The sequence below is a fragment of the Paenibacillus amylolyticus genome, from assembly GCF_036894225.1.
GTDB lineage: Bacteria > Bacillota > Bacilli > Paenibacillales > Paenibacillaceae > Paenibacillus > Paenibacillus amylolyticus.
In genome coordinates this window covers 4,314,528-4,341,081 of the sequence record NZ_CP145892.1, presented here as the reverse complement: position 1 = coordinate 4,341,081, position 26,554 = coordinate 4,314,528, and the positions used below count along the sequence as shown (strand labels likewise).

24 protein-coding genes and 1 other annotated feature are annotated in these 26,554 nt (G+C 46.2%); of the genes, 22 read left to right on the top strand and 2 right to left on the bottom strand.

All coding sequences use genetic code 11. The annotated features are described in order from the left end of the window. The first annotated feature begins 27 nt into the window (after positions 1 to 27). The 6 genes from V6668_RS19225 to V6668_RS19200 all read left to right on the top strand — a co-directional run bounded on the left by V6668_RS19225 (position 28) and on the right by V6668_RS19200 (position 10,436). Complete coding sequence (locus V6668_RS19225; RefSeq protein WP_036607739.1) at positions 28 to 555, top strand: redoxin family protein; 528 nt, start codon at positions 28 to 30, stop codon at positions 553 to 555. 14 nt (positions 556 to 569) lie between these two features. Continuing rightward, the gene (gene resB, locus V6668_RS19220) at positions 570 to 2,243 is read left to right on the top strand and encodes a cytochrome c biogenesis protein ResB (RefSeq protein ID WP_338706456.1); all 1,674 of its coding nucleotides are present in this window, start codon (positions 570 to 572) and stop codon (positions 2,241 to 2,243) included. Then, on the top strand, positions 2,240 to 3,502 hold the full coding sequence (ccsA, locus tag V6668_RS19215) for a cytochrome c biogenesis protein CcsA (RefSeq protein ID WP_100527214.1): 1,263 nt from the start codon (positions 2,240 to 2,242) through the stop codon (positions 3,500 to 3,502). Before resB ends, ccsA begins: the two co-directional genes overlap by 4 nt. Positions 3,503 to 3,641: 139 nt before the next feature. Further along, positions 3,642 to 4,358, top strand: coding sequence for a response regulator transcription factor (locus V6668_RS19210; protein WP_036607918.1), 717 nt, complete (start codon positions 3,642 to 3,644; stop codon positions 4,356 to 4,358). A 55-nt stretch (positions 4,359 to 4,413) separates the two neighbouring features. Further along, a complete protein-coding gene (locus tag V6668_RS19205) occupies positions 4,414 to 5,811 on the top strand; it encodes a HAMP domain-containing histidine kinase (RefSeq protein ID WP_017687665.1) in 1,398 nt (465 codons plus the stop codon). A 194-nt stretch (positions 5,812 to 6,005) separates the two neighbouring features. Beyond that, on the top strand, positions 6,006 to 10,436 hold the full coding sequence (locus tag V6668_RS19200) for a BclA C-terminal domain-containing protein (RefSeq protein WP_338706455.1): 4,431 nt from the start codon (positions 6,006 to 6,008) through the stop codon (positions 10,434 to 10,436). Between the two features lie 174 nt (positions 10,437 to 10,610). Here V6668_RS19200 and serA read toward each other — a convergent pair whose 3' ends face one another. Further along, the gene (gene serA / locus V6668_RS19195) at positions 10,611 to 12,206 is read right to left on the bottom strand and encodes a phosphoglycerate dehydrogenase (protein WP_047843574.1); all 1,596 of its coding nucleotides are present in this window, start codon (positions 12,204 to 12,206) and stop codon (positions 10,611 to 10,613) included. A gap of 199 nt (positions 12,207 to 12,405) precedes the next feature. Next, positions 12,406 to 12,636: a binding site (T-box leader), on the bottom strand. Between the two features lie 335 nt (positions 12,637 to 12,971). On the opposite strand from serA, the gene V6668_RS19190 reads away from it, so the two are divergent. From V6668_RS19190 to V6668_RS19180, 3 genes are read left to right on the top strand one after another with little or no spacing between them, the layout of a single operon-like run. Then, on the top strand, positions 12,972 to 13,565 hold the full coding sequence (locus V6668_RS19190) for a CPBP family intramembrane glutamic endopeptidase (RefSeq protein WP_036607728.1): 594 nt from the start codon (positions 12,972 to 12,974) through the stop codon (positions 13,563 to 13,565). Further along, positions 13,562 to 14,014 carry a hypothetical protein gene (locus tag V6668_RS19185; RefSeq protein ID WP_315372560.1) on the top strand — a complete coding sequence of 151 codons (453 nt, stop codon included), beginning with the start codon at positions 13,562 to 13,564 and terminating at the stop codon, positions 14,012 to 14,014. Before V6668_RS19190 ends, V6668_RS19185 begins: the two co-directional genes overlap by 4 nt. Positions 14,015 to 14,043: 29 nt before the next feature. Continuing rightward, positions 14,044 to 14,841 (top strand): metallophosphoesterase, encoded by a 798-nt coding sequence (locus tag V6668_RS19180; RefSeq protein ID WP_338706454.1) that lies wholly within the window; start codon positions 14,044 to 14,046, stop codon positions 14,839 to 14,841. Positions 14,842 to 14,886: 45 nt separating this feature from the next. Here the strand turns inward: V6668_RS19180 and V6668_RS19175 are convergent, their stop codons facing one another. Then, positions 14,887 to 15,783 (bottom strand): polysaccharide deacetylase family protein, encoded by an 897-nt coding sequence (locus V6668_RS19175; protein WP_338706453.1) that lies wholly within the window; start codon positions 15,781 to 15,783, stop codon positions 14,887 to 14,889. 94 nt (positions 15,784 to 15,877) lie between these two features. Here V6668_RS19175 and V6668_RS19170 point away from each other — a divergent pair, with 94 nt between their 5' ends. The 13 genes from V6668_RS19170 to V6668_RS19110 all read left to right on the top strand — a co-directional run bounded on the left by V6668_RS19170 (position 15,878) and on the right by V6668_RS19110 (position 26,540). Continuing rightward, a complete protein-coding gene (locus V6668_RS19170; RefSeq protein WP_036607724.1) occupies positions 15,878 to 16,231 on the top strand; it encodes a hypothetical protein in 354 nt (117 codons plus the stop codon). 187 nt (positions 16,232 to 16,418) lie between these two features. Then, positions 16,419 to 17,033 (top strand): genetic competence negative regulator, encoded by a 615-nt coding sequence (locus V6668_RS19165; protein ID WP_017687675.1) that lies wholly within the window; start codon positions 16,419 to 16,421, stop codon positions 17,031 to 17,033. A gap of 43 nt (positions 17,034 to 17,076) precedes the next feature. Then, the gene (gene prsW, locus V6668_RS19160) at positions 17,077 to 17,772 is read left to right on the top strand and encodes a glutamic-type intramembrane protease PrsW (RefSeq protein WP_017687676.1); all 696 of its coding nucleotides are present in this window, start codon (positions 17,077 to 17,079) and stop codon (positions 17,770 to 17,772) included. Positions 17,773 to 17,886: 114 nt separating this feature from the next. Then, positions 17,887 to 18,057 (top strand): hypothetical protein, encoded by a 171-nt coding sequence (locus V6668_RS19155; protein WP_164783335.1) that lies wholly within the window; start codon positions 17,887 to 17,889, stop codon positions 18,055 to 18,057. 121 nt (positions 18,058 to 18,178) lie between these two features. Beyond that, positions 18,179 to 19,525, top strand: a complete 1,347-nt coding sequence (gene ypeB, locus V6668_RS19150) for a germination protein YpeB (RefSeq protein WP_036607717.1) — start codon at positions 18,179 to 18,181, stop codon at positions 19,523 to 19,525. A gap of 148 nt (positions 19,526 to 19,673) precedes the next feature. Further along, the gene (locus tag V6668_RS19145; protein WP_076249995.1) at positions 19,674 to 20,327 is read left to right on the top strand and encodes a flagellar brake protein; all 654 of its coding nucleotides are present in this window, start codon (positions 19,674 to 19,676) and stop codon (positions 20,325 to 20,327) included. A gap of 63 nt (positions 20,328 to 20,390) precedes the next feature. Beyond that, positions 20,391 to 20,615 (top strand): hypothetical protein, encoded by a 225-nt coding sequence (locus tag V6668_RS19140; protein ID WP_338706452.1) that lies wholly within the window; start codon positions 20,391 to 20,393, stop codon positions 20,613 to 20,615. A gap of 103 nt (positions 20,616 to 20,718) precedes the next feature. After that, a complete protein-coding gene (gene cmk, locus V6668_RS19135; protein ID WP_036607714.1) occupies positions 20,719 to 21,423 on the top strand; it encodes a (d)CMP kinase in 705 nt (234 codons plus the stop codon). After that, complete coding sequence (locus tag V6668_RS19130; RefSeq protein ID WP_036607713.1) at positions 21,420 to 22,007, top strand: lysophospholipid acyltransferase family protein; 588 nt, start codon at positions 21,420 to 21,422, stop codon at positions 22,005 to 22,007. Before cmk ends, V6668_RS19130 begins: the two co-directional genes overlap by 4 nt. 142 nt (positions 22,008 to 22,149) lie before the next feature. Beyond that, complete coding sequence (rpsA, locus tag V6668_RS19125; RefSeq protein ID WP_036607712.1) at positions 22,150 to 23,364, top strand: 30S ribosomal protein S1; 1,215 nt, start codon at positions 22,150 to 22,152, stop codon at positions 23,362 to 23,364. 185 nt (positions 23,365 to 23,549) lie between these two features. Then, positions 23,550 to 24,872 carry a ribosome biogenesis GTPase Der gene (der, locus tag V6668_RS19120; RefSeq protein ID WP_017687684.1) on the top strand — a complete coding sequence of 441 codons (1,323 nt, stop codon included), beginning with the start codon at positions 23,550 to 23,552 and terminating at the stop codon, positions 24,870 to 24,872. A gap of 11 nt (positions 24,873 to 24,883) precedes the next feature. Beyond that, complete coding sequence (plsY, locus tag V6668_RS19115) at positions 24,884 to 25,507, top strand: glycerol-3-phosphate 1-O-acyltransferase PlsY (protein ID WP_074095653.1); 624 nt, start codon at positions 24,884 to 24,886, stop codon at positions 25,505 to 25,507. After that, the gene (locus tag V6668_RS19110) at positions 25,500 to 26,540 is read left to right on the top strand and encodes an NAD(P)H-dependent glycerol-3-phosphate dehydrogenase (RefSeq protein WP_036607707.1); all 1,041 of its coding nucleotides are present in this window, start codon (positions 25,500 to 25,502) and stop codon (positions 26,538 to 26,540) included. Before plsY ends, V6668_RS19110 begins: the two co-directional genes overlap by 8 nt. Positions 26,541 to 26,554 lie beyond the last annotated feature (14 nt).

Genomic DNA, 26,554 nt, shown 5'->3' with positions numbered 1-26,554 from the left:
TACAGTCACTTAAAAGGGGAGCAGCACATGGGGAAATCAAGAAGAACGGTGCAAATCGTCATTTTGTTATTGATCCTGGTGTTGGGCGGATATGCGATTACCACATCGGTATCCGGCTCGAATGGCAAGCCAAAGGAAGGGGACAAGTCTCCTTCTTTTGAACTGCTGGGCCTGGATGGTCAAGTTCATACGTCTGATGAGTACAAAGGAAAAGCGATGGTGATCAATTTCTGGGGCACATGGTGTGAACCTTGTGTTAAAGAAATGCCTGCACTTCAGGCACAAGCTGACAAATGGAAGGATCAGGGAGTACAATTTGTCGGAATTAATGTTGGAGAAGACCAGATGACCGTGGATAATTTTGTACGGCAGGTTGGGGTTACGTTTCCAATCATGCTTGACCGGGACAAAAACTCGGTTCGTGATTTTGGGATCTCTCCGATGCCAACGACATTCTTTGTATCCGACACGGGCAAAATCTCTACCATTCATATCGGGCAACTTGATTTGGACACACTTGACGCTCAAATTTCGCAACTGGCGAAGCAGCCCTGACAGGAGGTCTATTCGTGTTCCAAAATACCAAATGTGAGTGCGGACACCAGAATCCGGTAGGCACTGTACTATGTGAAGCATGTGGAAAACCGCTGCTGGAGTCTGAAGCTAAATCGGATGAAGTGCTGGAAATGCGTTATGATGGCATGGCGCGCCGTTCACAGCGTAGTAATCCTAATATCATTGACCGCATATGGAACTTTTTTTCTTCCGTTAAAATTGCCGTCTATATGATTGTTTTCACGCTTGTAGGTTCTATGCTTGGTACAATCTATCCGCAAGAAAGTACGTTCTTGAATATTGATCCTTCCGTGTATTACAAAGAAACATACGGTCAATTGGGTCATATCTATTATCTGTTGGGTTTATCCCATACATACGAATCCTGGTGGTTTATTCTACTGCTGGTGCTGATTGGGGCATCATTGGTGATATGCAGTCTGGATCGCGTCCTACCGCTCTACAAAGCACTGAATAAACAGAGAATACGTAAGCATACGCAATTTTTGACAAGACAGCGTCTGGTGTACCAAGGTACCATCGAAGAGGCACCAGAAGACTGGATTAAGAAAGCGGTTACGCCGTTGAAAAAGAAAGGATACCGTGTGCACACCCAGGGGGATGCATTACTTGCCGAGAAACAACGATTCAGTCGATGGGGCCCATATGTCATCCATATTGGACTCATTATATTTTTGCTGGCGGTACTCGCACGAGGACTTCCTGGTCTGAATCTGGACGAGCACGTTGCTTTTCCTGAAGGGGAGATCAAAAAGATCCCGAATACATCGATGTATCTGCAAAATGAACAGTTTAATGTTGAATTCTACAGTGAGGACGAAGTACCCGAGCAATTCCGTAACCTGAATAAGACCGTTCCAAAACTGTTCGAAACAAAAGTTGTTTTGTATGAATGTACAGCAGATTGTTCGGATCTCTCGAAGAAACCTCAGTTAGCTGAGGTGGCCAGACATGATGTACGCGTGAATCATCCATTGAATTATAACGGTCTGAAAGCATATCAGTTTGATTATGATCTAACACCCACCATTCGTTCCGTAACGCCTGATCTGGTCAATACAAAGACGGGTGAAGTATATGGGCCAATTAAGATCGATATGGTAGATACCCAAAGAACATTTGAAGCTGGTCCTTATAAGCTCACGGTAAAAGAAAAGTTTATGGACTTTGGATTAGATGAGAATGGTCAGCCCAAATCAAAATCGCCTTCACCTAATGCACCTGCTTTTCTCTTTCTCATCAAGGGACCGGATCTGCCCGAAGAGGGGATACAATATCTGTACTTTGCGAAGCAGATTGATAAACAACGGTTTCAACAAGATGCGATTAATCAACAGTTGATTGGAGCTGACATTCCTTTACAGCTGGAAGTAGACAGCATGGACAAGGTCGATATTATTCAGTCCGTAAGTTATCTCAATATAAGAGTGGATAAGGCAATGCCTTTTGTCTGGGTAGGAGCCGGTATTGTTATGTTGGGTCTGGTCATGGGTTTTTATTGGCATCATCGCCGCATCTGGATTCGTTTTGATGATAGACAGCTCACCTTGGGTGGACATACCAACAAAAACTGGTTTGGCTTCAGACGTGAAGTTGCGGGCGTCTTGAAACAGATGAATCTGGAAGTGGAAGAGAAGTCGTTGGATAACGGGGGGAACCAGGCATGAATTTATTGGATTTCAGCAGCGACGCATTTATCGTATCTTTCTTTCTCTATTGTGCTGCATTCTTGTTATATGCTGTCGCGGTCATGGGAAAAAAATGGAGTAATCGTGATCCTCTGGACCATATGAATCGCTGGGGTAAAAGAGCTTTCATCGCTTCGACTGTCGCCTTGGCGGCGCATTTCGTATTTTTTGTAACCCGATGGGCTGGGGCAGGTCATATCCCGGTTAGTAACATGTATGAGTTCATGTCTTTTCTGTCCATGATGATCATGGTTGCATTTATTGTTGTATATGCCATATACCGCAAGTCATTACTGGGTTTGTTTGCCTTACCACTTACCATTATTATTATGGCGTACGCCGCTGTATTTCCTCAGGAGGTACAACCATTAATCCCTGCACTTCAGTCCATCTGGCTGAAAATTCACGTGACGTTGGCTGCGCTTGGTGAAGCATTCTTCGCCGTGGGTTTTGCCGCAGGATTCATGTATTTGCTCCGTACCGTTGATTTCAGTGGTAAAGACAAATCTTCAAGACGTCAACGAGGATGGGTTGAATTCACCCTGGTTACGATCGTTGTAGTCATCGGATTTATCGGAACGGTATTTGCCTTTCGTACAGCTGGTTACGAGGCGGTTTTTGTACAGAAAACGGTCAGCATTGACACAGAGGTACAGGAAAATAGTACAATAGAGAAAGTGATTTATCGCATGCCTCCGATTTTTGCACCATATAATAGCGAAGTGGAGAGCATGACACCGTTTCTTGGCATGAAAAAACCTTTACTTGAGACGCCTTCCTGGATGAACGGGGTAAATGCCGGGCGCAAGCTGAATACGGTGGTTTGGTCACTTATTGTAGGTCTGATCCTGTATGGAATTGTACGACTTCTTGTGCGCAGACCACTTGGACAAGCGTTACAGCCAATGATGGATGGAATCGATGCTGATGATCTGGATGAGATAAGTTATCGCGCGATTGCCATTGGTTTTCCGATATTTACGCTGGGAGCATTAATTTTTGCCATGATCTGGGCTCAGATTGCCTGGAGTCGCTTTTGGGGTTGGGACCCCAAAGAGGTGTGGGCATTGATTACATGGCTATATTATAGTGTGTATCTGCATTTGCGTTTATCCAGAGGTTGGCAAGGTCAGAAGTCTGCATGGCTTGCAGTTCTTGGCTTCCTGGTGGTTATGTTTACGCTGGTTGGAGTGAATCTGATCATTGCCGGATTACATTCTTATGCTGGAGCTGACTAGGACAGACTCGTATTGCAAAGGTTGAGTTTAGAAGCGGGAAACACAAATGTACCTTTTTATTGAAGGGTATTCAAATATTGTTCGCCAGATCGAACATAATAGAAGTGATGAGGAGTTATTGCAAAGGGGCTGGAGAGGCATGGCTGAACATGAGAATCGTATACTGGTCGTGGATGACGAAGAGAGAATCCGCAGGCTTTTGAAAATGTATCTTGAAAAAGAAGGCTATGAAATCGATGAAGCTGAGGATGGGGAAACTGCACTGCGTAAAGCAACAGCAGGGGACTACGGGCTGATTTTGCTTGATGTGATGTTGCCGGGTATGGATGGAGTTGAAGTGTGTACTCGTCTTCGTCAGGTGAAATCAACGCCGGTTTTGATGCTCACTGCAAAAGGTGAAGAGATTAACCGGGTTCAGGGCTTCGAAGTTGGCGCTGATGATTATGTTGTAAAACCATTCAGCCCGCGTGAAGTGATTTATCGCGTCAAAGCGATTTTGCGTCGAGCTTCCGCGACAGCTTATCTCTCCAAGGAGAGCAATTCGAGTAACAACATCGTGTTCCCGCATCTAGTTATTGAGCATGACGCCCACCGGGTAACCGCTGGTGGCGAAGAGATTAGTCTTACACCAAAAGAATATGAATTGCTGCACTACCTGGCAACATCTCCCGACAAAGTTTTCTCCAGAGAAGAATTGCTCAAAGATGTATGGAATTACGAATTCTTTGGCGATCTTCGTACCGTGGATACGCACGTGAAGCGTCTTCGCGAGAAACTTAACAAGGTATCGCCTGAATCGGCGGCCATGATTACGACGGTGTGGGGTGTGGGCTATAAACTGGAAGTACCGAAGTAGTTTTAGTTTCTGGAGATCACTGGTCGGGAAGTTATGGATCACTATTATCTGCCTTGTGGGTTGTGTACTTATAGCGCTGGGTCTCTTTTTGCTGCCCTACATTGATACGAACTTTGCAGAATCCGAATCCAGAGATATTAAGCGGTTGTTCACCTATATCTGTATTATCGGATTCAGTTTAACCACGTTTTTTGCATTGTTTCTATTCACCAAAATAACGCAGCCTATGCAGCAATTGATTCAGGCAGCCAATGCGATTCGCAAAGGGAACTACGGAACACGTCTCTCCCTGGTAACGAGTGATGAGATTGGTGAACTTGCCAACACATTTAATCATATGGCTGCCCAACTGGAAGATAATATTCGAAACCTTAACCATGAGAAGGAACATTTGGCGAGTGTGCTTCGCAGCATGACTGATGCTGTTGTTACATTCGATGGTGAAGGCAAAGTTATTCTGACGAATCCGCCTGGAGAGAAGATCATGCAGACATGGTATGATCTCGATTGGGCGAAAATGGACGAAGGACAAGAATCCGAGCAGTCTGACAAGACTTCGCGGGATGTACCTGAGCCCCTTCTTCCTTTGTTCAGAATGGTGATGGAGCAAGGCGGGGACCAGAACTCCAATGTTCACGTACAGCAAGGTGTCTGGTCTGTTCAGATGGCACCGTTGTACGCTGACAGTGTTGTCAGAGGGGCTGTGGCTGTTTTAAGAGATGTAACAGAAGAAGTGCGTCTGGAGAAAATGCGGCGTGATTTCGTGGCTAACGTATCTCATGAGATACGAACTCCGCTATCCATGATGCAAGGCTACAGTGAAGCCCTTTTGGACGGTATGGCAACCTCACCGGAAGAGAGCGAAGAACTGATCCAAGTCATTCATGATGAGTCTCTACGGATGGGCAGATTGGTTAAAGACTTGCTTGATCTTGCGCGGATGGAAGCTGGACACACGGACATGGTGATGAAGGAAGTTGACCTCGGAGAACTACTTGAACGTGTATATCGGAAGTTCTCTGTGCGTTCAAAAGAACAGGGAATTCAACTGCAATTTAAGTTCGAACAACCAACCATTGAACTTCAACAGGCAGATGAGGATCGACTTGAGCAAGTATTTACGAATTTGCTGGATAATGCGTTTAGACATACACCTACTGGCAAAAATGTAATGATCTCAGCCGAGCGGGTCACTTATCTTCGTGCTCCATTTGTCAGAGTTTCTGTGAAGGATCAGGGAGTAGGTATCCCTTCATCCGACTTGCCATTTATTTTCGAACGATTCTACAAAGCAGACAAGGCTCGTGTTCGGGGAGAAAGTGTAGGTACGGGGCTTGGTTTAGCGATTGTGAAAAATATTGTTGATGCGCATCAAGGCATGATTACCGTCAATAGTGTGCTTGGCGAAGGAACAGAGTTTATTTTGCAATTTCCTTTGGATTCATCGAAATAGCCTGAATTTCATACAAAAAGTGCGGAAACACCCTCTTATGGAGGGTGTTTTTTTGTTGAAGACTACCGTTTAATCTTGTTCAACGTGGAACAAGAATGGTCTTTTTTTGACTAAAAAGAGTGTCCAAGATAATTTTCCTTCCTATGTGACATAAGCTTGAAAAGCAAGCAAGATAGAGGAGGATTGAGTTAAGCATGTCCGATGATCGAAAAAGGGTCAATATTAAAGCTTTCCTGGAAGGCAGATCTTTTAGAGCAGGCTCTCCGTTTATTCCAATAACCACAAGCGAACTGGAGCAGTTTGAATCCATACTGCGTTCTTTGGCTGTGGCTATTCCTGCTGCAATTAGTCAGCCGACTTCAGCCAATATACTGTCATTACAGAATGGATTACGCCAGTTACTTACTTTTGTAAATCAATCCGGATTTCGTGCCGGAGTAAAGGCTGAATTACAAGCCGTATTGGAATTAACGATTGCAGGTTCAGAGGTTGTCCCTGTTCCTCTTATTAATCTCGCAGGTAACTTGCAAAACTTACTGGATGACTTGTTAAGTGTGACGCTGCTTCTGGAAGTACCTCCTGCAGAAAAAGATAAACTTGTGGGATTAATTCGATCGATCTCCATATCGCTAAGCCGTGCGACGACAACTCTTGGAACTGGAGGGATTACCGGACCAGCCGGCCCACAGGGAGTGCCAGGAGTCCCGGGGGTACCAGGTGTCCCAGGAGTCCCTGGGGTGAAAGGGGCTACTGGCACACCGGGAGGACTTGGACCAGTAGGACCGGTTGGCCCAGTTGGTCCACAGGGAGCACAGGGAGCACAGGGTCCGGCAGGAGCACCAGGTGTGGGTTTGAACAATATTACTGCATTTGATCCTGCACTGGGACCAACTTATGCTCAGGGCCAAGTAGTAAGCTACGAGGGTAGTCTTTATGTTGCCAATGTAAATGGTCCTTTGGGTACACCCGGAAGTTCTCCAGACTACACTCTTTTGCTGTCGGGAGGAACGACTGGAGTAACGGGAGCAACCGGAGCTGGTTTGACAGGAGCCGTGGCATTTAATCCAGCGCTCGCCCCGGGTTATCCAGCAGGTCAAGTCATTACGTATAACGGTAGTACTTACATTACGAGTGTAGCTGGTCCTCTAGGAACACCAGGATCTTCATCGGATTACACATTAATCGCTGCTGCGGGGGCGACTGGTGCAACTGGAGCCACAGGTGCAGGATTAAGTGGCATCGTGCCATTCGATCCCGCATTAGCACCAACATATCCAGCTGGACAGATCGTCACGTTTGGTGGCAGTACTTATATTACAAATGTCGCTTCGCCAAAGGGTACGCCAGGTACTTCGCCAGACTATACATTGCTTGCAGGTGCAGGACCTACAGGAGTCACAGGAGCATCAGGAGTAACTGGAGCGACAGGCGTAGGTTTAAGTGGTATCGTGCCATTCGATCCAGCCGTAGCCCCAACGTATCCAGTGGGTCAGGTTGTAACGTTTAACGGCAGTACGTATATAACTAATGTCGCGTCACCAACCGGAACGCCGGGGACTTCACCGGATTACACATTGCTTGCGGGCGCAGGAGCAACGGGAGTGACAGGAGCAACCGGCATTGGTGGAACGGGAAGTACCGGAGCTACAGGAGCATCGGGCGTAACAGGAGCGACTGGTGTGACCGGTGCAACTGGCGTTGGAGTAACTGGAAGTACCGGAGTCACAGGGGCATCAGGAGTAACGGGAGCGACAGGCGTAGGTTTAAGTGGTATCGTGCCATTCGATCCAGCGGTAGCCCCGACGTATCCAGCCGGTCAGGTTGTAACGTTCAACGGCAATACGTATATTGCAAATGTGGCATCGCCAACCGGAACGCCGGGCACATCGCCAGATTACACGTTGCTTGCTGGCGCTGGAGCAACAGGTGTGACGGGTGCAACTGGTGTTGGAGTAACAGGAAGTACCGGAGTGACAGGAGCATCGGGCGTAACAGGAGCGACAGGTGTAGGTTTAAGTGGTATTGTACCATTCGATCCAGCCGTAGCCCCGACGTATCCAGCGGGTCAGGTTGTAACGTTAAATGGCAGTACGTATATTGCGAATGTGGCCTCGCCAACCGGAACGCCGGGCACATCACCAGATTACACGTTGCTTGCTGGAGCAGGAGCAACGGGTGTGACAGGTGCAACTGGAGTTGGAGTAACGGGTGTGACAGGTGCAACTGGAGTTGGAGTAACGGGAAGTACCGGAGTGACAGGGGCATCAGGGGTAACGGGAGCAACAGGCGTAGGTTTAAGTGGTATCGTGCCATTCGATCCAGCCGTAGCCCCAACGTATCCAGCGGGTCAGGTTGTAACGTTCAACGGCAGTACGTATATTGCGAATGTGGCATCACCAACCGGAACGCCGGGGACTTCACCAGATTACACATTGCTTGCGGGCGCGGGAGCAACGGGAGTTACAGGAGCAACCGGCATTGGCGGAACGGGAAGTACCGGAGTCACAGGAGCATCAGGGGTAACGGGAGCAACAGGCGTAGGTTTAAGTGGTATCGTGCCATTCGATCCAGCCGTAGCCCCGACGTATCCAGCGGGTCAGGTTGTAACGTTCAACGGCAGTACGTATATTGCAAATGTGGCATCGCCAACGGGAACGCCGGGGACTTCGCCAGACTACACGTTGATCGCTGGAGCAGGAGCGACAGGTGTGACGGGTGCAACTGGAGTTGGAGTAACGGGAAGTACTGGTGAAACAGGAGCGACTGGTCTTGTAGGGTTGACTGGGGCGACGGGGATCACAGGAGCCACGGGACTAAGCGTAACGGGATCTACAGGAATAACTGGAGGAACCGGGGCAACTGGTGAAACAGGAGCGACTGGTCTCACAGGGTTGACTGGGGCGACGGGAATTACAGGAGCCACGGGATTAAGCGTAACAGGAGAAACTGGAGGAACTGGGGCAACTGGTGAAACAGGAGCGACCGGTGTTGCAGGGTTGACTGGGGCGACGGGAATTACAGGAGCCACGGGATTAAGCGTAACAGGAGAAACTGGAGGAACTGGGGCAACTGGTGAAACAGGAGCGACTGGTGTTGCAGGGTTGACTGGGGCGACGGGAATTACAGGAGCCACGGGATTAAGCGTAACAGGAGAAACTGGAGGAACTGGGGCAACTGGTGAAACAGGAGCGACTGGTCTTGTAGGGTTGACTGGGGCGACGGGAATTACAGGAGCCACAGGAGTAAGTGTAACAGGTAGTACTGGTGCTACAGGGGAAACAGGAGCAACAGGCGTAACGGGATTGACTGGCGCAACGGGAGTAAGCGTAACAGGTGTGACCGGTGCAACTGGAGTTGGAGTGACCGGAAGTACTGGTGAAACAGGAGGGACTGGTGTTACAGGGTTAACCGGGACAACTGGTGAAACAGGAGCGACCGGTGTTGCAGGGTTGACTGGGGCGACGGGGATCACAGGAGCCACAGGAGTAAGTGTAACAGGTAGTACTGGTGCTACAGGGGAAACAGGAGCAACAGGCGTAACGGGATTGACTGGCGCAACGGGAGTAAGCGTAACAGGTATAACAGGAGCAACGGGAGCAGGTGTAACGGGAAGTACTGGAGTTACTGGTGCGACTGGTGAAACCGGAGCAACAGGTATAACGGGAGCCACGGGAGTCGGCGTAACGGGAAGTACCGGGGCAACTGGTGCGACTGGAGGAACCGGAGCGACAGGTATAACCGGAGCCACGGGAGTCGGCATAACAGGAAGTACCGGAGCAACTGGTGCGACTGGTGAAACCGGAGTCACAGGTGTCACAGGAGCCACCGGAGTCGGTGTAACGGGAAGTACCGGAGCAACTGGTGCGACTGGGGAAACAGGAGCGACAGGTGTAACTGGAGCCACGGGAGTCGGCATAACAGGAAGTACTGGAGTAACTGGTGCGACTGGAGGAACAGGAGCCACAGGTATAACCGGAGCCACGGGAGTCGGTGTAACGGGAAGTACCGGAGCAACTGGTGCGACTGGTGATACCGGAGCGACAGGTATAACCGGAGCCACGGGAGTCGGCGTAACGGGAAGTACTGGAGTAACTGGTGTCACTGGTGAAACCGGGGCGACAGGTATAACAGGAGCAACGGGAGTCGGCGTAACCGGAAGTACCGGAAGTACCGGAAGTACCGGAAGTACAGGAGTTACCGGAGCAACAGGTGCAACCGGAACATCTGTAACATCTAATTCGGCTTTTGCTGAGAACACTAATGGTACAATTGTTGTAATATTGGGTGGTACACTTGTTCCATTACCGAATAACCAAAATATTGGCACAGGTATAACCGTCAATGGAGCTAATGACACCTTCACACTGACCAATGCAGGTCGTTACTATATCTCATACAAAATAAATCTGACAGCTGCACTTGCTATCCAATCTCGGGTTTTACTTAACGGTGCAGCAATTCCAGCGAGTGTAGTATCTCCAGTACTTTCTCTCAGTCAGCTGCAGTCTGACTTTATGGTTACCGTTACCGCTGGTTCTACAATACAGTTACAATTATTCGGGCTTGTTGGCGCAGCCGTTCTGTCTCCTCCGGGGTCTACACTAAACATTATTCAATTAAGTTAATAGTTCGATTACGTATTAAGACTATTTCCCAGTGAGCAAAAGAAGCGGAGTTCATATCCAATTCCACTAATATTTTGTTTGAAAGCTTCTTCACCGATATTTCAGCGAGTACATGAAAAAAGACGGGAACCACTAGGGTCCCGTCTTTCCTTTTACATATAGAAGTATATTTAATTATTCCAGAACAATTTCAACAGCAGTATTGATTTCAGGCAGCGCAGCAAGCTGCACAAGCACATCTTTTGGAACAGCTTTATCTACGGTCAGAATCATGATCGCTGCACCACCAATAATTTTACGTCCAACCTGCATGGATGCGATGTTGACATCGTTTTGTCCAAGCAGGGTTCCTACACGTCCGATAATACCTGGTTTATCGTTGTGGGAGATCAAAATTTGATGACTTTCCGGAGCGATATCTACCGGGAATTTGTCCAGACGAACAATACGTTCTCCATAACCTGCAAGCAATGTACCTGCTACACGACGTTCCTCAGCATCCTGAGTTGTAACCAATGTTACGGTAATCAGGTTAGTAAATCCTTTAGTTGTTGAGGTTTGGCTTACAACCACATTCAGATCACGGATTTTGGCCAGATGCATGGAGTTAACGATGTTGGCTTCCCCACCCAAATGTCTGGCGAGAATCCCTTTCACAATGTAACGAGTGAGAGGAGAAGTATCTACTTCAGAAAGTTCACCAGCATAGTCGATCCGAATCTCCTGCACTGCATTTTGTGTAATCTGTGCTGCAAAACTACCCAACGTTTCACCCAGTTTGAAATACGGTTGCAATTTGTTCATCACGGTTGGTGCAACAGCCGGCATGTTAACTGCGTTTTTGAACGGTTCGTTACGCAAAATGTGAAGCACCTGTTCCGACACATCGATAGCCACGTTCTCTTGCGCTTCTACTGTGGACGCACCAAGGTGAGGCGTAACGATAATGCTTGGGTGATTCAGGAACGGGTGATCAGCGGCTGGCGGCTCGCTTTCGAATACGTCAAATGCTGCACCAGCAACAATACCTTGATCAATGGCTTCGACAAGTGCCATCTCGTCAACTACACCACCACGAGCACAGTTGATGATACGCATGCCTTTTTTCATCACTTCGAATTGTGGACGTGAAATCATATGCCGTGTTTCCGGTGTTAATGGCGTGTGAACGGTCATGAAGTCCGCATTGCGAATGATATCATCTACACTAGCCAGCTTCACTTGCAGCTTCTCGGCACGCTCCTCCGTGAGGAACGGGTCGTAAGCAAGAATGTCCATTCCAAATGCTTTGGCGCGCTTGGCAACTTCACTACCGATCCGTCCCATACCCAGTACACCGAGCGTTTTATTTCTTAATTCCACACCCAGGAAGGTTTTACGATCCCACGTACCCTGAATAGTCTTGGCATATGCCTGAGGAATGTGTCGTGCCAATGCCATCATCATGGCAAACGTGTGCTCACAGGTTGTGATGGTATTGCCATCAGGTGCATTAATAACGATGATACCGCGCTGTGTAGCAGCTTCCAGATCAATGTTATCTACACCAACACCTGCACGTCCGATCACCTTAAGGTTGGTACCAGCCGTCATAATACGATCTGTAACACGAGTCTGGCTGCGAACCAAGAGGGCATCATAATCACCAATAATGGCAACAAGTTCATCTTCACTAAGACCGGTTTTCTTCTCAACAACAACATCATTTGCATCCACCAGTTGCTGGATCCCCAGATCACTGATTGGGTCCGACACTAACACTTTGTACATGGTTTCTTCCTCCTTAGGTATGTGTATCTATATCGTCAAGGTCTGACCTCAGCGAAGAGGTATTCCTTAAAACCAGGTTGATTCTTCCGCCCAACAACGCGGTGTCGCAACAGAGGGGGAAGGTGAAGCAAATAGAGTGATCCCACAGATATCCTTTAAAATAAATCAAAAAACTCTCAATCCACATACTGCTTGCGCAATAAGGGACGAGAGTTGTCGTGGTACCACCCTAATTCACCGCCGTTTCGCAACGACAGTCTTAGCGGTCAATGAAGACCGAAGAGGATAACGGGTCTAAACCGATTGCACCTACTCCAATTTCAATGCAATAACTCAGGAGCGCTCAAGACCATTTGCCTGCCACCGATTCACACCTACCATCGGCTCTCTGTAAGACGAAGCAACGTCTTTTTTCCATCATCGTGTTTAACGTGACTAATTTTTTCATAATGTATCATGGCTGACATGAGCATGTCAATAGGCTTAAATGTTTTAAAATGTTTTGCAGATGTCTTTAGATTCACACATAAACAGAGTCACCATAAGTAATACAATAGTTAATATACCTATCACAAGAAGATGGAAAGTAAGCTGTTTGGTGAACTGAATTTTACTGCTTTAATGAAGTAATGGCACGGACATATAACCAGGACTTGGGGCAGGTCTTGAACCTAATTGGTTTTTTGGCTATCATTTAGTATACTATCCGATTGGACAACGTAATTGTTATCCATCAAATTTAACTCAAGAGGACAGACGCATCCGATGAAAAAATTCAAGTTTCCCAAGTTCAAGATTCAGAAGGCTGAGCCACAGCAGCTTACCGAGCGTTTGCTTTTAATCAATCTATACTTTACACAAGGTCTGACACTGATTATCGGAGTTGTATGGATCTTATTGCAGAAACGAAACTTGTTAGATGTACTCGCATGGCCTGACAATTACCAATTTATATGGTGGGGTCTGGGTCTTGCAGGAATAATGCTTGTTATGGACTTGGTACTGTCGTATGTTATACCTCAGGAAAGCATGGATGACGGTGGAATTAACGAGATGCTGTTCCGTGGGCGTCCGATCTGGCACATTGTATGTATAGCAGCCATTGTTGCTGTGTGTGAGGAATTATTATTCCGTGGAGCCATCCAACATGCCATCGGTCCTTACTGGACAAGTATTTTATTTGCAGTTATCCATATTCGTTATTTGCGCCACTGGATTCCAACAGGCTGGGTGTTTGTCTCAAGTTATGGATTAGGTTGGATTTACTTGCAGTCCGGCACATTATGGGCGCCTATATTATGTCACTTTATAATTGATTTGGTGTCCGGATTAGCGATACGTTTTCGGAGGGGATCATGAATCAGCCATTAAGTAGAATGAAGACATATGGCAGTCAGCGCCATCGTCAATCGGATAAAAAAGAGAAATCCGAGCGTCAGGTGGCTTCTCAAGTAAGCATCGTTGCTGAAACGGCAGCAGCTGCTGAGGTTGGCGGAATCACACCAATTACTTCCGTTTCTTTACCTAGATCACAGCGCAAGCCTTATACAGAAAAACTGGAAAGTCCAGTACTTCCTCAAAGGGCACCATCACGCTCCAAGAAAACGCCAAATACAACGGAAGAATCGATCCCCGAAGCGGGTTCGCTTCCTACACGGACAGAATTACATCCTTCACGTCGGTTAAAATTGAGCAAGAGGTTTGTCAATTCACTCATTTTTATTTTTGTCATGTTAACGATTAGTTTGGTTTGGTGGGGGGTTGAAGGGGCACCCGCTCTCAATACGTTTCTTCCCTTGCCGTGGTAATGCTTTTACTCGCAGGTTTAATCATTTTGATGGGAGTTTTACTGCTTTTTCATATGTGGCGTGAAGCCCATATTCATCTAATGATTGAAGAAGAGGTTGAAGTGCCTCATCTGCCAACATCCTTTGACGGGGCTAAGATTTTGTATGTATCCGACACGCACAAGCGCAAGCTGAAGCAGAAGAATCTGGCAAACGTTAAAAACAAAGTGGACTGGGTTCTCATCGGTGGGGATGTTGCGGAAAAAGGAATCTCATGGTCTTTAGTTAGACATAACATGAAAATTTTATCGAACATTGCTCCTTCATTTACGGTGTATGGCAACCATGACAAGAGGGCTGGTACCGCTCAACTTGCGCGAATCCTTCGGGAATCGGACGTTAGGCTCCTGCAGGATAATGTAGAATATCTGCAAAGGGGCAACGACAGATTGAGCCTGATCGGCATAGACTATCGTTCCAAACAGGGCGATGTATTACTACAGCAGATCAGTAACCGTTTTTGCAAAATTGCTATCGTTCATGATCCTTTGCAGGCCCTTCGCTTGGAAGAAAATGCAGATCTTATTTTAAGCGGTCATACACATGGCGGACAATTGGTTTTACCATTTTTCGGACCTGTGTTCCTGAGCAAAGCGTATCGTCCCGTATCGAACGGGTGGTACTCCCTGAAGCGAAGTCCGGAGGACATTTACCAAGAAGGCAAAATGCTTGTTAGCAGAGGATACGGTACAAATCATCTTCCTCTCCGACTAAGTTGTCCTGCGGAGATGCATATCATCACGTTAAGAGTGCCCGCGGAAAAAGCACTCACAGAGAAACAGCCTTGATCCATTGGATCAAGGCTGTTTTATTTTAATGCGCAAAATTACAATTTAACGAGCTTCCAATTCAATTGCACGCGGATCAACAAAGGAATAACCTTTCTTTTCGAGCTTGGTCAGCAACTCATCCAATGCTTCAACCGTCCATGGCAACTCATGCATCAAAATATTGCTTCCGGGATTTAACTGATCGAGTACATTTTGGATGACTTTTTCCGGGTTGTCTTTGGTGCTTTTATCCCAATCGAGAGAACCATTAGACCAAGTCATATATAACATGCCATTTTTCTTCACAGCAGCCTTCAGTGCATCATTTCCCGAACCAAAAGGTGGACGGAAGAATTGCGGTTCCTCACCAATGGTATCCTTCACTATTTTTTGGACATCTGTAACCTGTTTTGCCGCCTCAGCGTTGGACATTTTTTTGAGATCCTCATGATCCCAGGCATGATTGCCTACAATCTGACCCCGATCATGTATGAGTTTGAGCAATTCCGGATGGCTTTTCACCCGATATCCATTGACGAAACATATCGCTTTAGCGTTATGTTTATCTAAAGTGTCGATCAGTGAAGTAATCATTTTTTCTTCTTTGGGTCCATCATCAAAAGTTAACAAGACCACTTTGCTTGGGCTCGCTTCATCGTTTGGTTTAATATAATAATTTTCATTCATATGATACGTCTTTTCCACTTTCTCTTCTGTAGAAACCTTCTCCGAAGATTCAGGTTCTTCTTCTGTCGCAGTTGAATCTTCCGTTGAAGACTCGGGCACACCAGTTCCGGGTTCTCCTGTTTCAGTTGGGTTAGAGTTACCTTGCTCTTCTTGAACCGTGGTAGTTGATTCGCCCGCTGGTGTGGAATTATCAGATGTTTTTTCTTCCGCTGTCCCACAAGCTGACAACAGCAAACTTGCAGCAATGATCAATGCGGCGGTATGTCTAAACATGATTTCAACTCGCTTTCCTGTAATTATACGGAATGAGATCGCTCACTACCGCAAACACTAAATATGATTTTAACACTTGAAGGAGGTTGGTGTAATGAAGGCTTCATCGTTTTTTTGGGGCATTGTCATTGGTGTTGCAGCCAGTTCATGGCTGTCCAAAGGCAAATTGCCCATGATGTCATCGGGTTCATCAAGAAATATGATGGATCAGGCAAAACATAAGATGATGGAAATGACTTTCCCGGGTATGGACGGGTTCACAAGCAAGCAAAATCAACATGGTGAATCCCACAAAAATCCGGCAGCAAAGACCGCAAGAGCAATCACACCGCAGGAAAAAGAAGCGAATATGAGCATGCTCAAAGATTTTATTCGCACCAATCCCGATGTGAAGCATGAAGTTGAGCAAATTTTAAGCCAAACAAACACAACAGTACCGGGTTTATAAACCAAAACCTCCAATTAGAATCATCCACAGTCTTGATTTGCTGTGGAATGATTCTTTTTTTGTCGATTTTACTTCGTGCATTTAGAGGTATAAAATGATAACATAACTACATAGATTTATTTTCAGCACATATTGTTTTGTGCTTCATAATCTGTTATAAGACTTGCTTATAAAGGGGAGATCCTGTATGAAAATAGAACGACTAAGTCACGATAAGATACGGATTTTCCTGACCTTTGACGATCTGAGCGAGCGCGGAATACAAAAAGAAGATATGTGGCAGGAAATACCTAAGGTTCATGAACTGTTCACTGAAATGATGGATCAGGCCTATTCCGAACTTGGATTTGATGCCACAGGTCCACTCGCTGTCGAAGTATTCGCACTTCCCGCTCAAGGGATGGTTGTCATTGTCACACGTGGAAAATATGATCCGCAACAATATGGTTTAGGTCATGAAGATGATCTTCCTGAAGAAGTATATGAAATGGAAGTTACACTCGAGCAAAGCGATTCCATTGTTTATGCATTCAAGGACTTTGAAGTGCTCATTGAAGCTGCACATATGTTGCGTCAGCATGTTACGGATGCTGGGAGACTTTATTCCTATAAAGACAAGTGGTTCTTGCATTTGGAGCCAGATGAGGTAGATTCCACCAAACATGCGGCATTGATTGCCTTGCTTGCTGAATTTGGCGAAGGCTCCTCAGTTACTCCAGCAGTCATGGAAGAGTATGGTAAGGTTGTTATTCCTGCACAAGCGATTGATGTTATCTGCACCCACTTCAAACGCCAGGATTAATCTCTAGTTGTAATCGCGTCTTTAGTCAGAGGAGGGAATTTCGGTGCTTTTGTTTTCGGTCTTAGCGGCAGCAGTTGCTCCGGGTCTCGCCTTGTTAACATACTTTTACCTGAAAGACCGTTATGATTATGAGCCACTTCATATGGTATTGCGGGTTTTCCTCATGGGGATTCTGATGGTACTGCCTGTGATGATTATTCAGCGTGGCATGATGATGTGGCTCGGGGATAATCCTTATCTTGAGGCCATTATGATCTCAGGTGGTGTGGAGGAATTCGTTAAATGGTTCGTACTTTATCATATCATCTATAATCACACCGAATTTGATGAGCCGTATGACGGGATATTATATGCAGTCGCTGTTTCACTTGGATTTGCCACTGTTGAGAATGTGTTGTATGCCTTTGCGGGGAATGCATCCGTCTCAGCCATGTTCCTTCGGGCACTGCTCCCTGTTTCAGGGCACGCTATGTTTGCGGTAATCATGGGTTATTATATGGGTAAAGCCAAGTTTATCGGTGGTAAGAAAAAGCGGTGGTATCTGGTTCTTTCTCTGGTGTTACCATTTTTCTGGCATGCATTGTACGATGTCATCATGAACACCATGGTGAATCATTGGTTGTGGTTTATAGCGCCGCTAATGGCGGGCCTGTGGTATGGGGCAATGGGTAAAATCACACGAGCTAATAACCGTTCTCCTTTTCGTTTTGTGAAGCGGGAGGAAGAGGTTAAATTATAAAAATACGGACACACTGGTGGACATAAAGCGCATATTGCGCCTATGACTCCGGTGTGTTTTTATTTTTACAGATAAACTTCCGGGGAATGACCGACAGAAACGGAGATCGTTGTGATGAGAATTAAAATTAAAATCAGATGCAAACAATGCGGTGAACGATTTACATTACGAGGCAAGAAAGATCGGGGCCGGATTGAGACGGGATTCAAGCAGTGCCTATGTGATAACAGAGACCAGTTCGAAATTGAAGAAGAGGGCATGGCAACTGGGATTCAGCTGAATTAAAAGGAGGACCCAAACGCTACTTTAGCAGCCTGCTTGTGTAAGGACTGGAAATCGCATGCATAAGAGATCTTTCTTCGATCCACAATAGAGGTAGTGGTTTAGAAGAAAGGAGACTCTACCGATGTATAAACGATTAAGTTCAGTTATGTTTCCGATATTTGCGGTTCTGCTGGTCGGTGCGCTCGTGTGGGGCTATCAGGAGAATCAGGAGAAGAATGCAATTCTGATCAAGGCAGAGAATCAATATCAGCGTGCATTTCACGATTTATCTTTTCATATGGACAAATTGCATTCGGAGATTGGCAACACCTTGGCGGTTCACTCTACATCACAGGGGATGCATCGCAAAGGTCTGATGAATGTATGGCGACTCACCAGTGAAGCGCAGAATGAGATCAACCAACTGCCACTCACCATGCTACCATTTAACGAGACAGAGGAGTTTCTCTCGCGTATTTCCAACTTTGCCTATCGGGCGTCGATGCGTGACTTGACGAACGAACCGCTAAGTGAGAAGGAAATGGGCAACCTGAAAAAGCTGTATCAGAATTCATCCGAGATTACCAAGAATCTGCAGGATGTGCAGCAGAAAGTCCTGACGGACCGATTGCGCTGGATGGATGCAGAGACTGCCATGGCAACACAAGAGCAAACCATGGACAACACGATCGTTGATGGTTTTCGTACTGTAAACAAAAAGGTACAGGAATACCCGGAGCTTGATTGGGGTCCTTCCGTATCCAACATCTATGCAAAACGATCAGTCAAGAAACTGGACGGCTTGCCGGTGACCAAAGAACAGATTCAGAGCAAGGCTGCAAAATTCTCTGATGCGGATCGTAGCAAAATCCAAGTGCAGGAGAACGGCAAAGGAACAGACTGGGAGTCCTACACTGCCACGATTGATCATGCCAACAATGGCAAACTGATGATGGATTTCACCCGTAATGGCGGAATGCTGATCTCTTACAGTGATACGCGTCCAATCGGAACCAAAAAAGTGTCTCGTCAGAATGCCATGGCTAAAGCAGATCAATTTCTAATGAACAAAGGCTATAAGGATATGAAGGCTGTAAACTACGATGAATATGGTAATCTGGGTAACCTTACTTATGTGCGTAAGCAAGGGGACACCTTGATTTATCCCGAGAAAATGTCAGTTCGTGTAGGTTTGGATACAGGCGAAGTAACCGGCTTCCAGGCGAGTGACTTTGTTTACGAACATAATGACATGCGCAAAATTCCGAAAGCAACTCTTACGGAGCAACAGGCGCGGAAAAAGCTTAATTCGGAGTTCGAAGAAAATTATGTTCGCAAATCCCTGATTGAGAATGATTACAGCAAAGAAGTATTGTGTTATGAATTCGGAGGGAAAATTAACGGTTCTCGTTACCGGATATACATTAATGCGAATACAGGAATAGAAGAAGCGGTTGAAGAGATCAAACCGGTCAATGCAACCTCATAAAAAGATGGATAATTTGAATTTGAAGTTGAGCGAATAACTGCGGCAGACCACGATGTGGTCTGTTTTTTTCTTGTTCAATGTGAGAAAGGTCATGGTATAATAGTCCTTGTACATACGAAGATAAATACATAAAGTGGCGGTGAACAGCTTGTTTCCGAAAATAAATGAAATTTTATACATCCAGATTGCTTCTGCAGATGAAAAAGAGGAACACAAAGAGTACAAATCACGCATTGCAGATATGGATGACAGCAGTTTTCTGATTGAGGTCCCAATGCAACAAGGAAGCAGCCGTCTGAAAAGGCTCTTTTTCGGAGATGAATTGTCCATTTCATATATTACGGAGGATGGGGTCCGGCATTATTTTAATACCTATATCACGGGATTTGAGGAAGATGTGGTCCGTCTTGTCCGTATCCGCAAACCGCTTCCGAGCGATATATCCAAAATACAACGGCGTAGCTTTCTTCGTGTTCATGCAAACCTCGAATTGGCCATCCAGAGTGAAGATCTGACCCGTGCTGTCGGATTGACTGAAGATATTGGCGGTGGTGGATTGTCCATCTACGGCGAAACAGGTTTCTCAATAGCTGAAGGTCAAAAATTGAAATGCTGGTTGCTGGTTCCCTACCGGAATTCAACCATTGAACATGTGAATTTTGAAGCTGAAGTTGTGCGGATCAAAACCCTGGAAACCGGCAGACAGCTATGCATGCTCAAATTTATGCAGATTTCAGATTCGGAGCGCCAGAAAATTATCAAGTTTTGTTTTGAGCGGCAACTTGACTATCGCACGAAATAGGAATGTTCTGGCATAAAGAGAGGGAACTGCGGGTACCGTAATGAAAAAAACGGAGGTATTGCCTTGAATCGTCGTCATGCAACCCGCAGATATGAACGACTTTATTATGTTTTCTCCAGGCGAATGGAACGAAAGGTTACGATTCTGATTACAGTCCTTCTAATCCTGCTTGTGGTATATCAATTGCTGCTGTTGGTACCAGGCCTCAAAAAGAATTTGACCACCATTGACCGCCTGGAAGGAACGCCAATTGAAGTGCAAACGATGAATGATTACAAACGTCGTTGATTTGTCTGTTTTTGCATCCATGTGTAGAGTGTGGTATAATTTTCACGATGCAGGCAATGCCTGTTTTTTTATTGAGGTTTATCGTTTGAGGAGGAATGCCCCGTTGGCAAGCCAGAACACATCAGAGAACGGGAAAATGAACGTTGCAATTGACGGACCTGCCGGTGCCGGGAAAAGCACGGTGGCCCGATTGGTTGCAGAGGCGCTCGCGTATGTATACGTCGACACAGGCGCAATGTACCGTGCGGTAACCTTGCATATGCTTCGGAAAGGTATTACACCGGAAGATGTGACACAGGTACTTCAGGAAGCCCAAAAGCTGGTCATTGATTTACAACCGGATCCCGACGGACAGAAAGTGTTCTGTAATGGGGAAGAAGTAACCTCGGAAATCCGCTCCCGTGAAGTGACGGGAATCGTGTCCCGATATGCGCAAATCGAGGGGCTGCGTACGCAATTAGTGGATACTCAGCGGCAAATGGCTTTGCGCAAGGGCGTCGTCATGGATGGACGCGATATCGGAACGACAGTACTGCCCGATGCGGAAGTGAAAATCTTCATGACTGCCAGTGTGGAAGAGCGTGCGCTTCGCCGCTTCAAAGAACTGGACCCCTCTGAAGGACTGACGTTGCAACAGCTGGAGCGAGACATTGCCACCCGTGACAGATTGGATGAGAATCGGGAAATTTCCCCATTGCGTTGTGCTGAGGATGCTATCGTCCTTGATACAACGGAGATGAACATTCATGAAGTGGTTGACAAAATCGTATCTTATTGCACAATGGTCAGAGGAGAGATCGGTCTATGATTTACACATTTTGCAGCACATTACTGCGGATCATTTATACCATTCTTTTCCGCTTGGAGGCCGTTGGACGGGAGAATATTCCGAAAGAAGGCGGCGTACTTTTATGTTCCAATCATATTAGTAACTTCGATCCTCCAACCGTTGGTATCAAACTTCGCCGTCAGGTACGTTTCATGGCCAAAAGCGAATTGTTTGAAATTCCGGTACTCGGCCGAATTATTAAAGCCGTGGGCGCTTTCCCCGTTAAACGTGGAGGTGTCAGCAAGGAATCCATCAAAACCTCACTAAATATTTTGCGTGATGGTCAAGTGCTTGGAATCTTCCCCTCGGGAAGCCGTCACAATGATGGAGGTATCGGCAAAAAAGGGGCAGCGAGTTTTGCTCTCCGCAGTGGCGCTACAGTTATTCCTACTGCTATTATCGGTAACTACAAAGTTTTTCGTAAGATGAAAGTTGTATATGGAGCACCAGTAAGTTTGGACGAGTTCAAGGAAGACCCATCTGGAGAAGCTCTGGAGAAGGCGACTGAAAAGATTATGTCCAAGATTAACGAGATGGTGCAAACGGGCGTGCCAAGCAAGTAATGGCTTCGTCGGTAGCTGAGTGCATGTTTCCATATTTTTGAGGGAGACTAAAGTTTGAGCACTCAGTGATGAAAGTGTTTTGAACTCTGCTACAGGCAGGTTTGAATATAATGGGGTTTTTGAATTGAGGAGGGTATTTGACATGTCGGAAGAAATGAAAAATCAAGAAGCAACCCAAGATGAGTTGGATCAATTCGTTTCCTTGAAAAAAGGAGATACCGTAAAAGGAACCATCGTCAAATTGGAAGATAACCAAGCCTATGTGAGCATTGGATATAAATATGACGGTGTCATTCCAATTCGTGAACTGTCTTCATTACATGTTGACAGCGCGTCTGACGCAGTAGAAGTTGGACAAGAAGTTGAAGCTAAAGTTCTTAGCATCGACGACGAGAAAGAAAAACTCGTTCTGTCCAAACGTGCAATCGACAGCGAAAACGCATGGGATCAATTGCAAAAGCATTTTGAAGACCAAGACGTATTCGAAGTTGTTGTAGGTGATGTTGTTAAAGGCGGTCTGGTAGCAGACGTGGGCGTACGTGGATTTATCCCGGCTTCCATGGTTGAACGCCATTTCGTTGAAGACTTCAGCGACTACAAAGGACGCACACTGCGTGTTAAAGTGAAAGAGATCGACCGTGAGAACAACAAAGTGATCCTTTCCCAAAAAGACGTACTGGAGCAAGAATTCGAAGCAAACAAAGCTACAGTAATGGCTGGTTTGCAAGAAGGTCAAGTGATCGAAGGTACAGTACAACGTTTGACTCAATTCGGTGCATTTGTTGATGTGGGCGGAGTTGACGGTTTGGTTCACGTATCCGAGCTGGCTTGGACACACGTTGAAAAACCATCCGACGTACTGTCTGAAGGTGATAAAGTTAGTGTGAAAGTGCTGAAAGTTGACCCTGAAAAAGGCAAAATCAGCCTGAGCATGAAAGCTGTTCAACCAGGTCCTTGGGAAACAGCAAGCGAAAAATTCAATTCCAGCGATATCGTAACAGGTGTTGTAAAACGTCTGGTAGACTTCGGTGCATTTGTTGAAATCGCTCCTGGTGTTGAGGGACTTGTGCATATCTCGCAAATCTCCCACAAACACATCGGCACTCCTCATGAAGTGCTGAAAGAAGGACAAGAAGTTCAAGTTAAAATCTTGGACATGAACCCTTCTGAGCAACGTGTAAGCTTGAGCATCAAAGAAACAGAAGAAGCTCCAGCTCAACCACAAAAATCAGAAAGACCTTCAAGAAACAACGCTCCGCGTGAAGAAATCAACAATCCAAACGTTTCCTTGAACAATCAAGGTATGAGCACTACGCTTGGCGAACTGTTTGGAGACAAACTCAGCAAATTCAAATAAGTTAACAATGCATGGTTCTAAGTTATATACTGCATATTTTGCTGAATAACAAAAGCAAGATCGGCGAGCCCAAGGCGGGTTCGCCGATTGTTTTTATTGCGAGTAATTTGGCATGAAACGTTAGCCAAGATATATCTTTTTTGCTATGATGAGTATCGTAAGTATGGACAGGAGGAGTGGAATGTATGGCAAGACCCGTTGTGGCAATTGTCGGACGACCGAACGTGGGTAAATCCACCATTTTCAATCGGATCATCGGCGACAGACTGGCCATTGTGGAAGACAAGCCGGGCATTACCCGTGACCGTATATATGGAATCGGTGAATGGAACGGTAAACCATTTAGTATCATTGATACAGGTGGTATCGAAATTGATGGTGAAGATGTAATCTTAAAATCGATTCGGATGCAAGCAGAGCTCGCTATTGAAGAAGCGGATGTTATTGTATTCATGTGTGATGCAAAAGCAGGTATTACGCAATCGGATGAAGAGGTAGCAGAGATGCTCTACCGCTCAGGCAAGCCTATTGTTGTAGCCGTTAACAAAGTGGATAATATCGGACGAAGTGAGCTCATTTATGAGTTTTATGGATTTGGTTTCGGTGATCCTATTGGCGTATCCGGAAGTCACGGTACAGGTGTAGGTGATTTGCTTGATGCAATAGTGGAGAAGTTGCCAGAACTTGAGGAAGAGACTTACGATGAAGATGTCATTCGTGTAGCTCTGATCGGACGTCCGAATGTGGGTAAATCTTCACTGGTGAACGCTATTCTGGGTGAAGAGCGTGTCATTGTAAGTGACGTGGCTGGAACGACCCGGGATGCGATTGATACACCTTTTGAAAAAGACGGCCAACGTTACGTGCTGATTGATACAGCAGGTATGCGTAAGCGTGGTAAAGTATATGAAACAACTGAGAAATACAGTGTAATGCGTGCGATGCGTGCGATTGAGCGTGCAGATGTTGTTCTGATTGTCATTAATGGTGAAGAAGGCATTATTGAACAGGACAAGCATATTGCAGGATATGCATTCGAAGCTGGTAAAGCGTCATTGTTTGTTGTGAACAAATGGGACGTGGTAGAGAAGCATGACAAAACGATGAAAGAGTTTGAGAGAAAAATTCGGGATCACTTCCTGTTTATGACTTATGCTCCAGTCGTATTCTTGTCAGCCCTCACAAAACAACGCTTACAAAAATTGTTACCGGTTGTGAAAAGGGTAGCAGATCAACACTCGTTACGTGTACAAACACATCTACTTAACGATGTGGTGTCTGATGCGGTTGCAATTAACCCTCCGCCAACGGATAAAGGACGGAGAATGAGAATTAACTATGTGACTCAGGTTGCCGTTAAGCCACCGACCATGGTTGTTTTTGTGAACGATCCGGAATTGATGCACTTCTCATATGAGCGCTACCTGGAGAATAAAATCCGTGCAGCGTTTGACTTCGAAGGAACACCAATTCGCATATTTACTCGGAAGAAGTCCGACGAAAGTTAGGGGAGAAGTGTGTGATTTTACAAATCGCAGCGATTGTACTGAGTTATCTGCTCGGTTCGATCAGCTTTAGTGTCCTCCTTGCCAAAGCGATACGGGGGATCGATATTCGTCAGCACGGAAGTGGAAACGCGGGAGCTACCAATACATTGCGTATTTTGGGTAAAGGACCGGCAATTGCTGTTCTGTTGCTTGATGTACTTAAGGGTGTTGCAGCTGTATGGATTGGAATCTGGCTGAGCGACGGTTCTGCCTGGATTCCTGCACTCAGTGGTATAGCAGCCATTGCAGGACATAACTGGCCGCTTTACTTCCATTTTCGTGGAGGAAAAGGCGTTGCCACAGCCATTGGTGTTCTGGTGAGTCTTGCTTTCCTGCCTGCGTTATGTGCTGGGGTGATCGCCATTCTGTCTATTGTATTGACACGCTATGTTTCATTGGGGTCTCTGATTTTTGTAGCATTTACACCCATCTTTATCATGGTATTACCCGGATATTCAATGAATATCTTCTGGGGGAGTCTGATTATTTGTCTGTTTGCGTTCTGGAGACATCGTACCAATATTGCGAAGCTCGCCAAAGGACAGGAAAATAAATTGGGATCGAAAAACCCTGGAGGGGGTAAACGAGTTGTCTAAAAAAGTTGCTGTTCTAGTCGCTGGGAGCTGGGGAACAGCTCTGGCCAGTGTACTCGCCGCCAATCAGTTGGATGTGATGATGTGGACACGTGGTGAAGACCAGGCTAACGAAATCAATAACAAGCACACTAATACTCGCTATCTTCCGGATGCGGAGCTTTCACCACGGATTCAAGCAACAACTGATATGGAAGCTGCGGTGGAAGGTGCTATAGCTGTGTTAATTGTTGCGCCTTCATCAGCCATGCGTGCAGTTACGAACCAGCTTAAGGCTTATTACAAGCCTGAGATGTTAGTTATTCATGCAACCAAAGGTTTTGAGACAGAAAGCCTCAAACGGATGTCCACAGTCATTTCAGAAGAGCTTGAATGTGAAGAAGGACGTGTGGTTGTTCTTTCTGGCCCAAGCCATGCGGAAGAAGTGGTGAAGCGTTGTCCAACGACAGTGGTTGTAGCTTCACTGGATAAGGCATCTGCCGAGTCTGCCCAAGCTTTGTTTATGAATGCTTATTTCCGGGTTTACACGAATCGGGATATGATCGGTGTTGAGTTGGCGGGTGCATTCAAAAATATCATTGCTCTTGGTGCAGGTATGTCGGATGGTCTTCAATTTGGTGATAATGCCAAAGCCGCTTTGCTAACACGTGGTCTGGCAGAGATCACACGTATTGGTGTTGAGATGGGAGCAAATCCGCTAACGTTTTCGGGACTTGCCGGAATCGGGGATCTGGTTGTAACGGCTACAAGTCAGCACAGTCGGAACTGGAGAGCAGGTTCCATGTTGGGCCAGGGACAGAAGCTGGATGATGTTCTGAAGTCCATGGGCATGGTGGTAGAAGGCATTCGAACTACGCAAGCTGCCTATTTCATCTCACAAAAATACGGAGTGCAAATGCCAATTGCGGATCAGTTATATCACGTTTTATTCCAGGAGAGACAGCCGCGTGATGCGGTTGAAGCCTTGATGGGACGTGACCCGAAGACTGAAATGGAAGTCATGAAACTTGAAACCTGGGAGCAATGGCATTCCTGATTGTAATCAGCCTA

What these genes read in the sequence shown, in the direction of transcription:
- V6668_RS19180 (WP_338706454.1), top strand. Translation starts at nt 14,044, where the DNA reads ATGGGAGTTTTACTGCTTTTTCATATGTGGCGTGAAGCCCATATTCAT.
- serA (WP_047843574.1), bottom strand. Translation starts at nt 12,206, where the DNA reads ATGTACAAAGTGTTAGTGTCGGACCCAATCAGTGATCTGGGGATCCAG.
- V6668_RS19185 (WP_315372560.1), top strand. Translation starts at nt 13,562, where the DNA reads ATGAATCAGCCATTAAGTAGAATGAAGACATATGGCAGTCAGCGCCAT.
- V6668_RS19225 (WP_036607739.1), top strand. Translation starts at nt 28, where the DNA reads ATGGGGAAATCAAGAAGAACGGTGCAAATCGTCATTTTGTTATTGATC.
- V6668_RS19170 (WP_036607724.1), top strand. Translation starts at nt 15,878, where the DNA reads ATGAAGGCTTCATCGTTTTTTTGGGGCATTGTCATTGGTGTTGCAGCC.
- V6668_RS19155 (WP_164783335.1), top strand. Translation starts at nt 17,887, where the DNA reads ATGAGAATTAAAATTAAAATCAGATGCAAACAATGCGGTGAACGATTT.
- V6668_RS19200 (WP_338706455.1), top strand. Translation starts at nt 6,006, where the DNA reads ATGTCCGATGATCGAAAAAGGGTCAATATTAAAGCTTTCCTGGAAGGC.
- der (WP_017687684.1), top strand. Translation starts at nt 23,550, where the DNA reads ATGGCAAGACCCGTTGTGGCAATTGTCGGACGACCGAACGTGGGTAAA.
- rpsA (WP_036607712.1), top strand. Translation starts at nt 22,150, where the DNA reads ATGTCGGAAGAAATGAAAAATCAAGAAGCAACCCAAGATGAGTTGGAT.
- V6668_RS19175 (WP_338706453.1), bottom strand. Translation starts at nt 15,783, where the DNA reads ATGTTTAGACATACCGCCGCATTGATCATTGCTGCAAGTTTGCTGTTG.
- V6668_RS19190 (WP_036607728.1), top strand. Translation starts at nt 12,972, where the DNA reads ATGAAAAAATTCAAGTTTCCCAAGTTCAAGATTCAGAAGGCTGAGCCA.
- ccsA (WP_100527214.1), top strand. Translation starts at nt 2,240, where the DNA reads ATGAATTTATTGGATTTCAGCAGCGACGCATTTATCGTATCTTTCTTT.
- V6668_RS19130 (WP_036607713.1), top strand. Translation starts at nt 21,420, where the DNA reads ATGATTTACACATTTTGCAGCACATTACTGCGGATCATTTATACCATT.
- ypeB (WP_036607717.1), top strand. Translation starts at nt 18,179, where the DNA reads ATGTATAAACGATTAAGTTCAGTTATGTTTCCGATATTTGCGGTTCTG.
- V6668_RS19165 (WP_017687675.1), top strand. Translation starts at nt 16,419, where the DNA reads ATGAAAATAGAACGACTAAGTCACGATAAGATACGGATTTTCCTGACC.
- V6668_RS19210 (WP_036607918.1), top strand. Translation starts at nt 3,642, where the DNA reads ATGGCTGAACATGAGAATCGTATACTGGTCGTGGATGACGAAGAGAGA.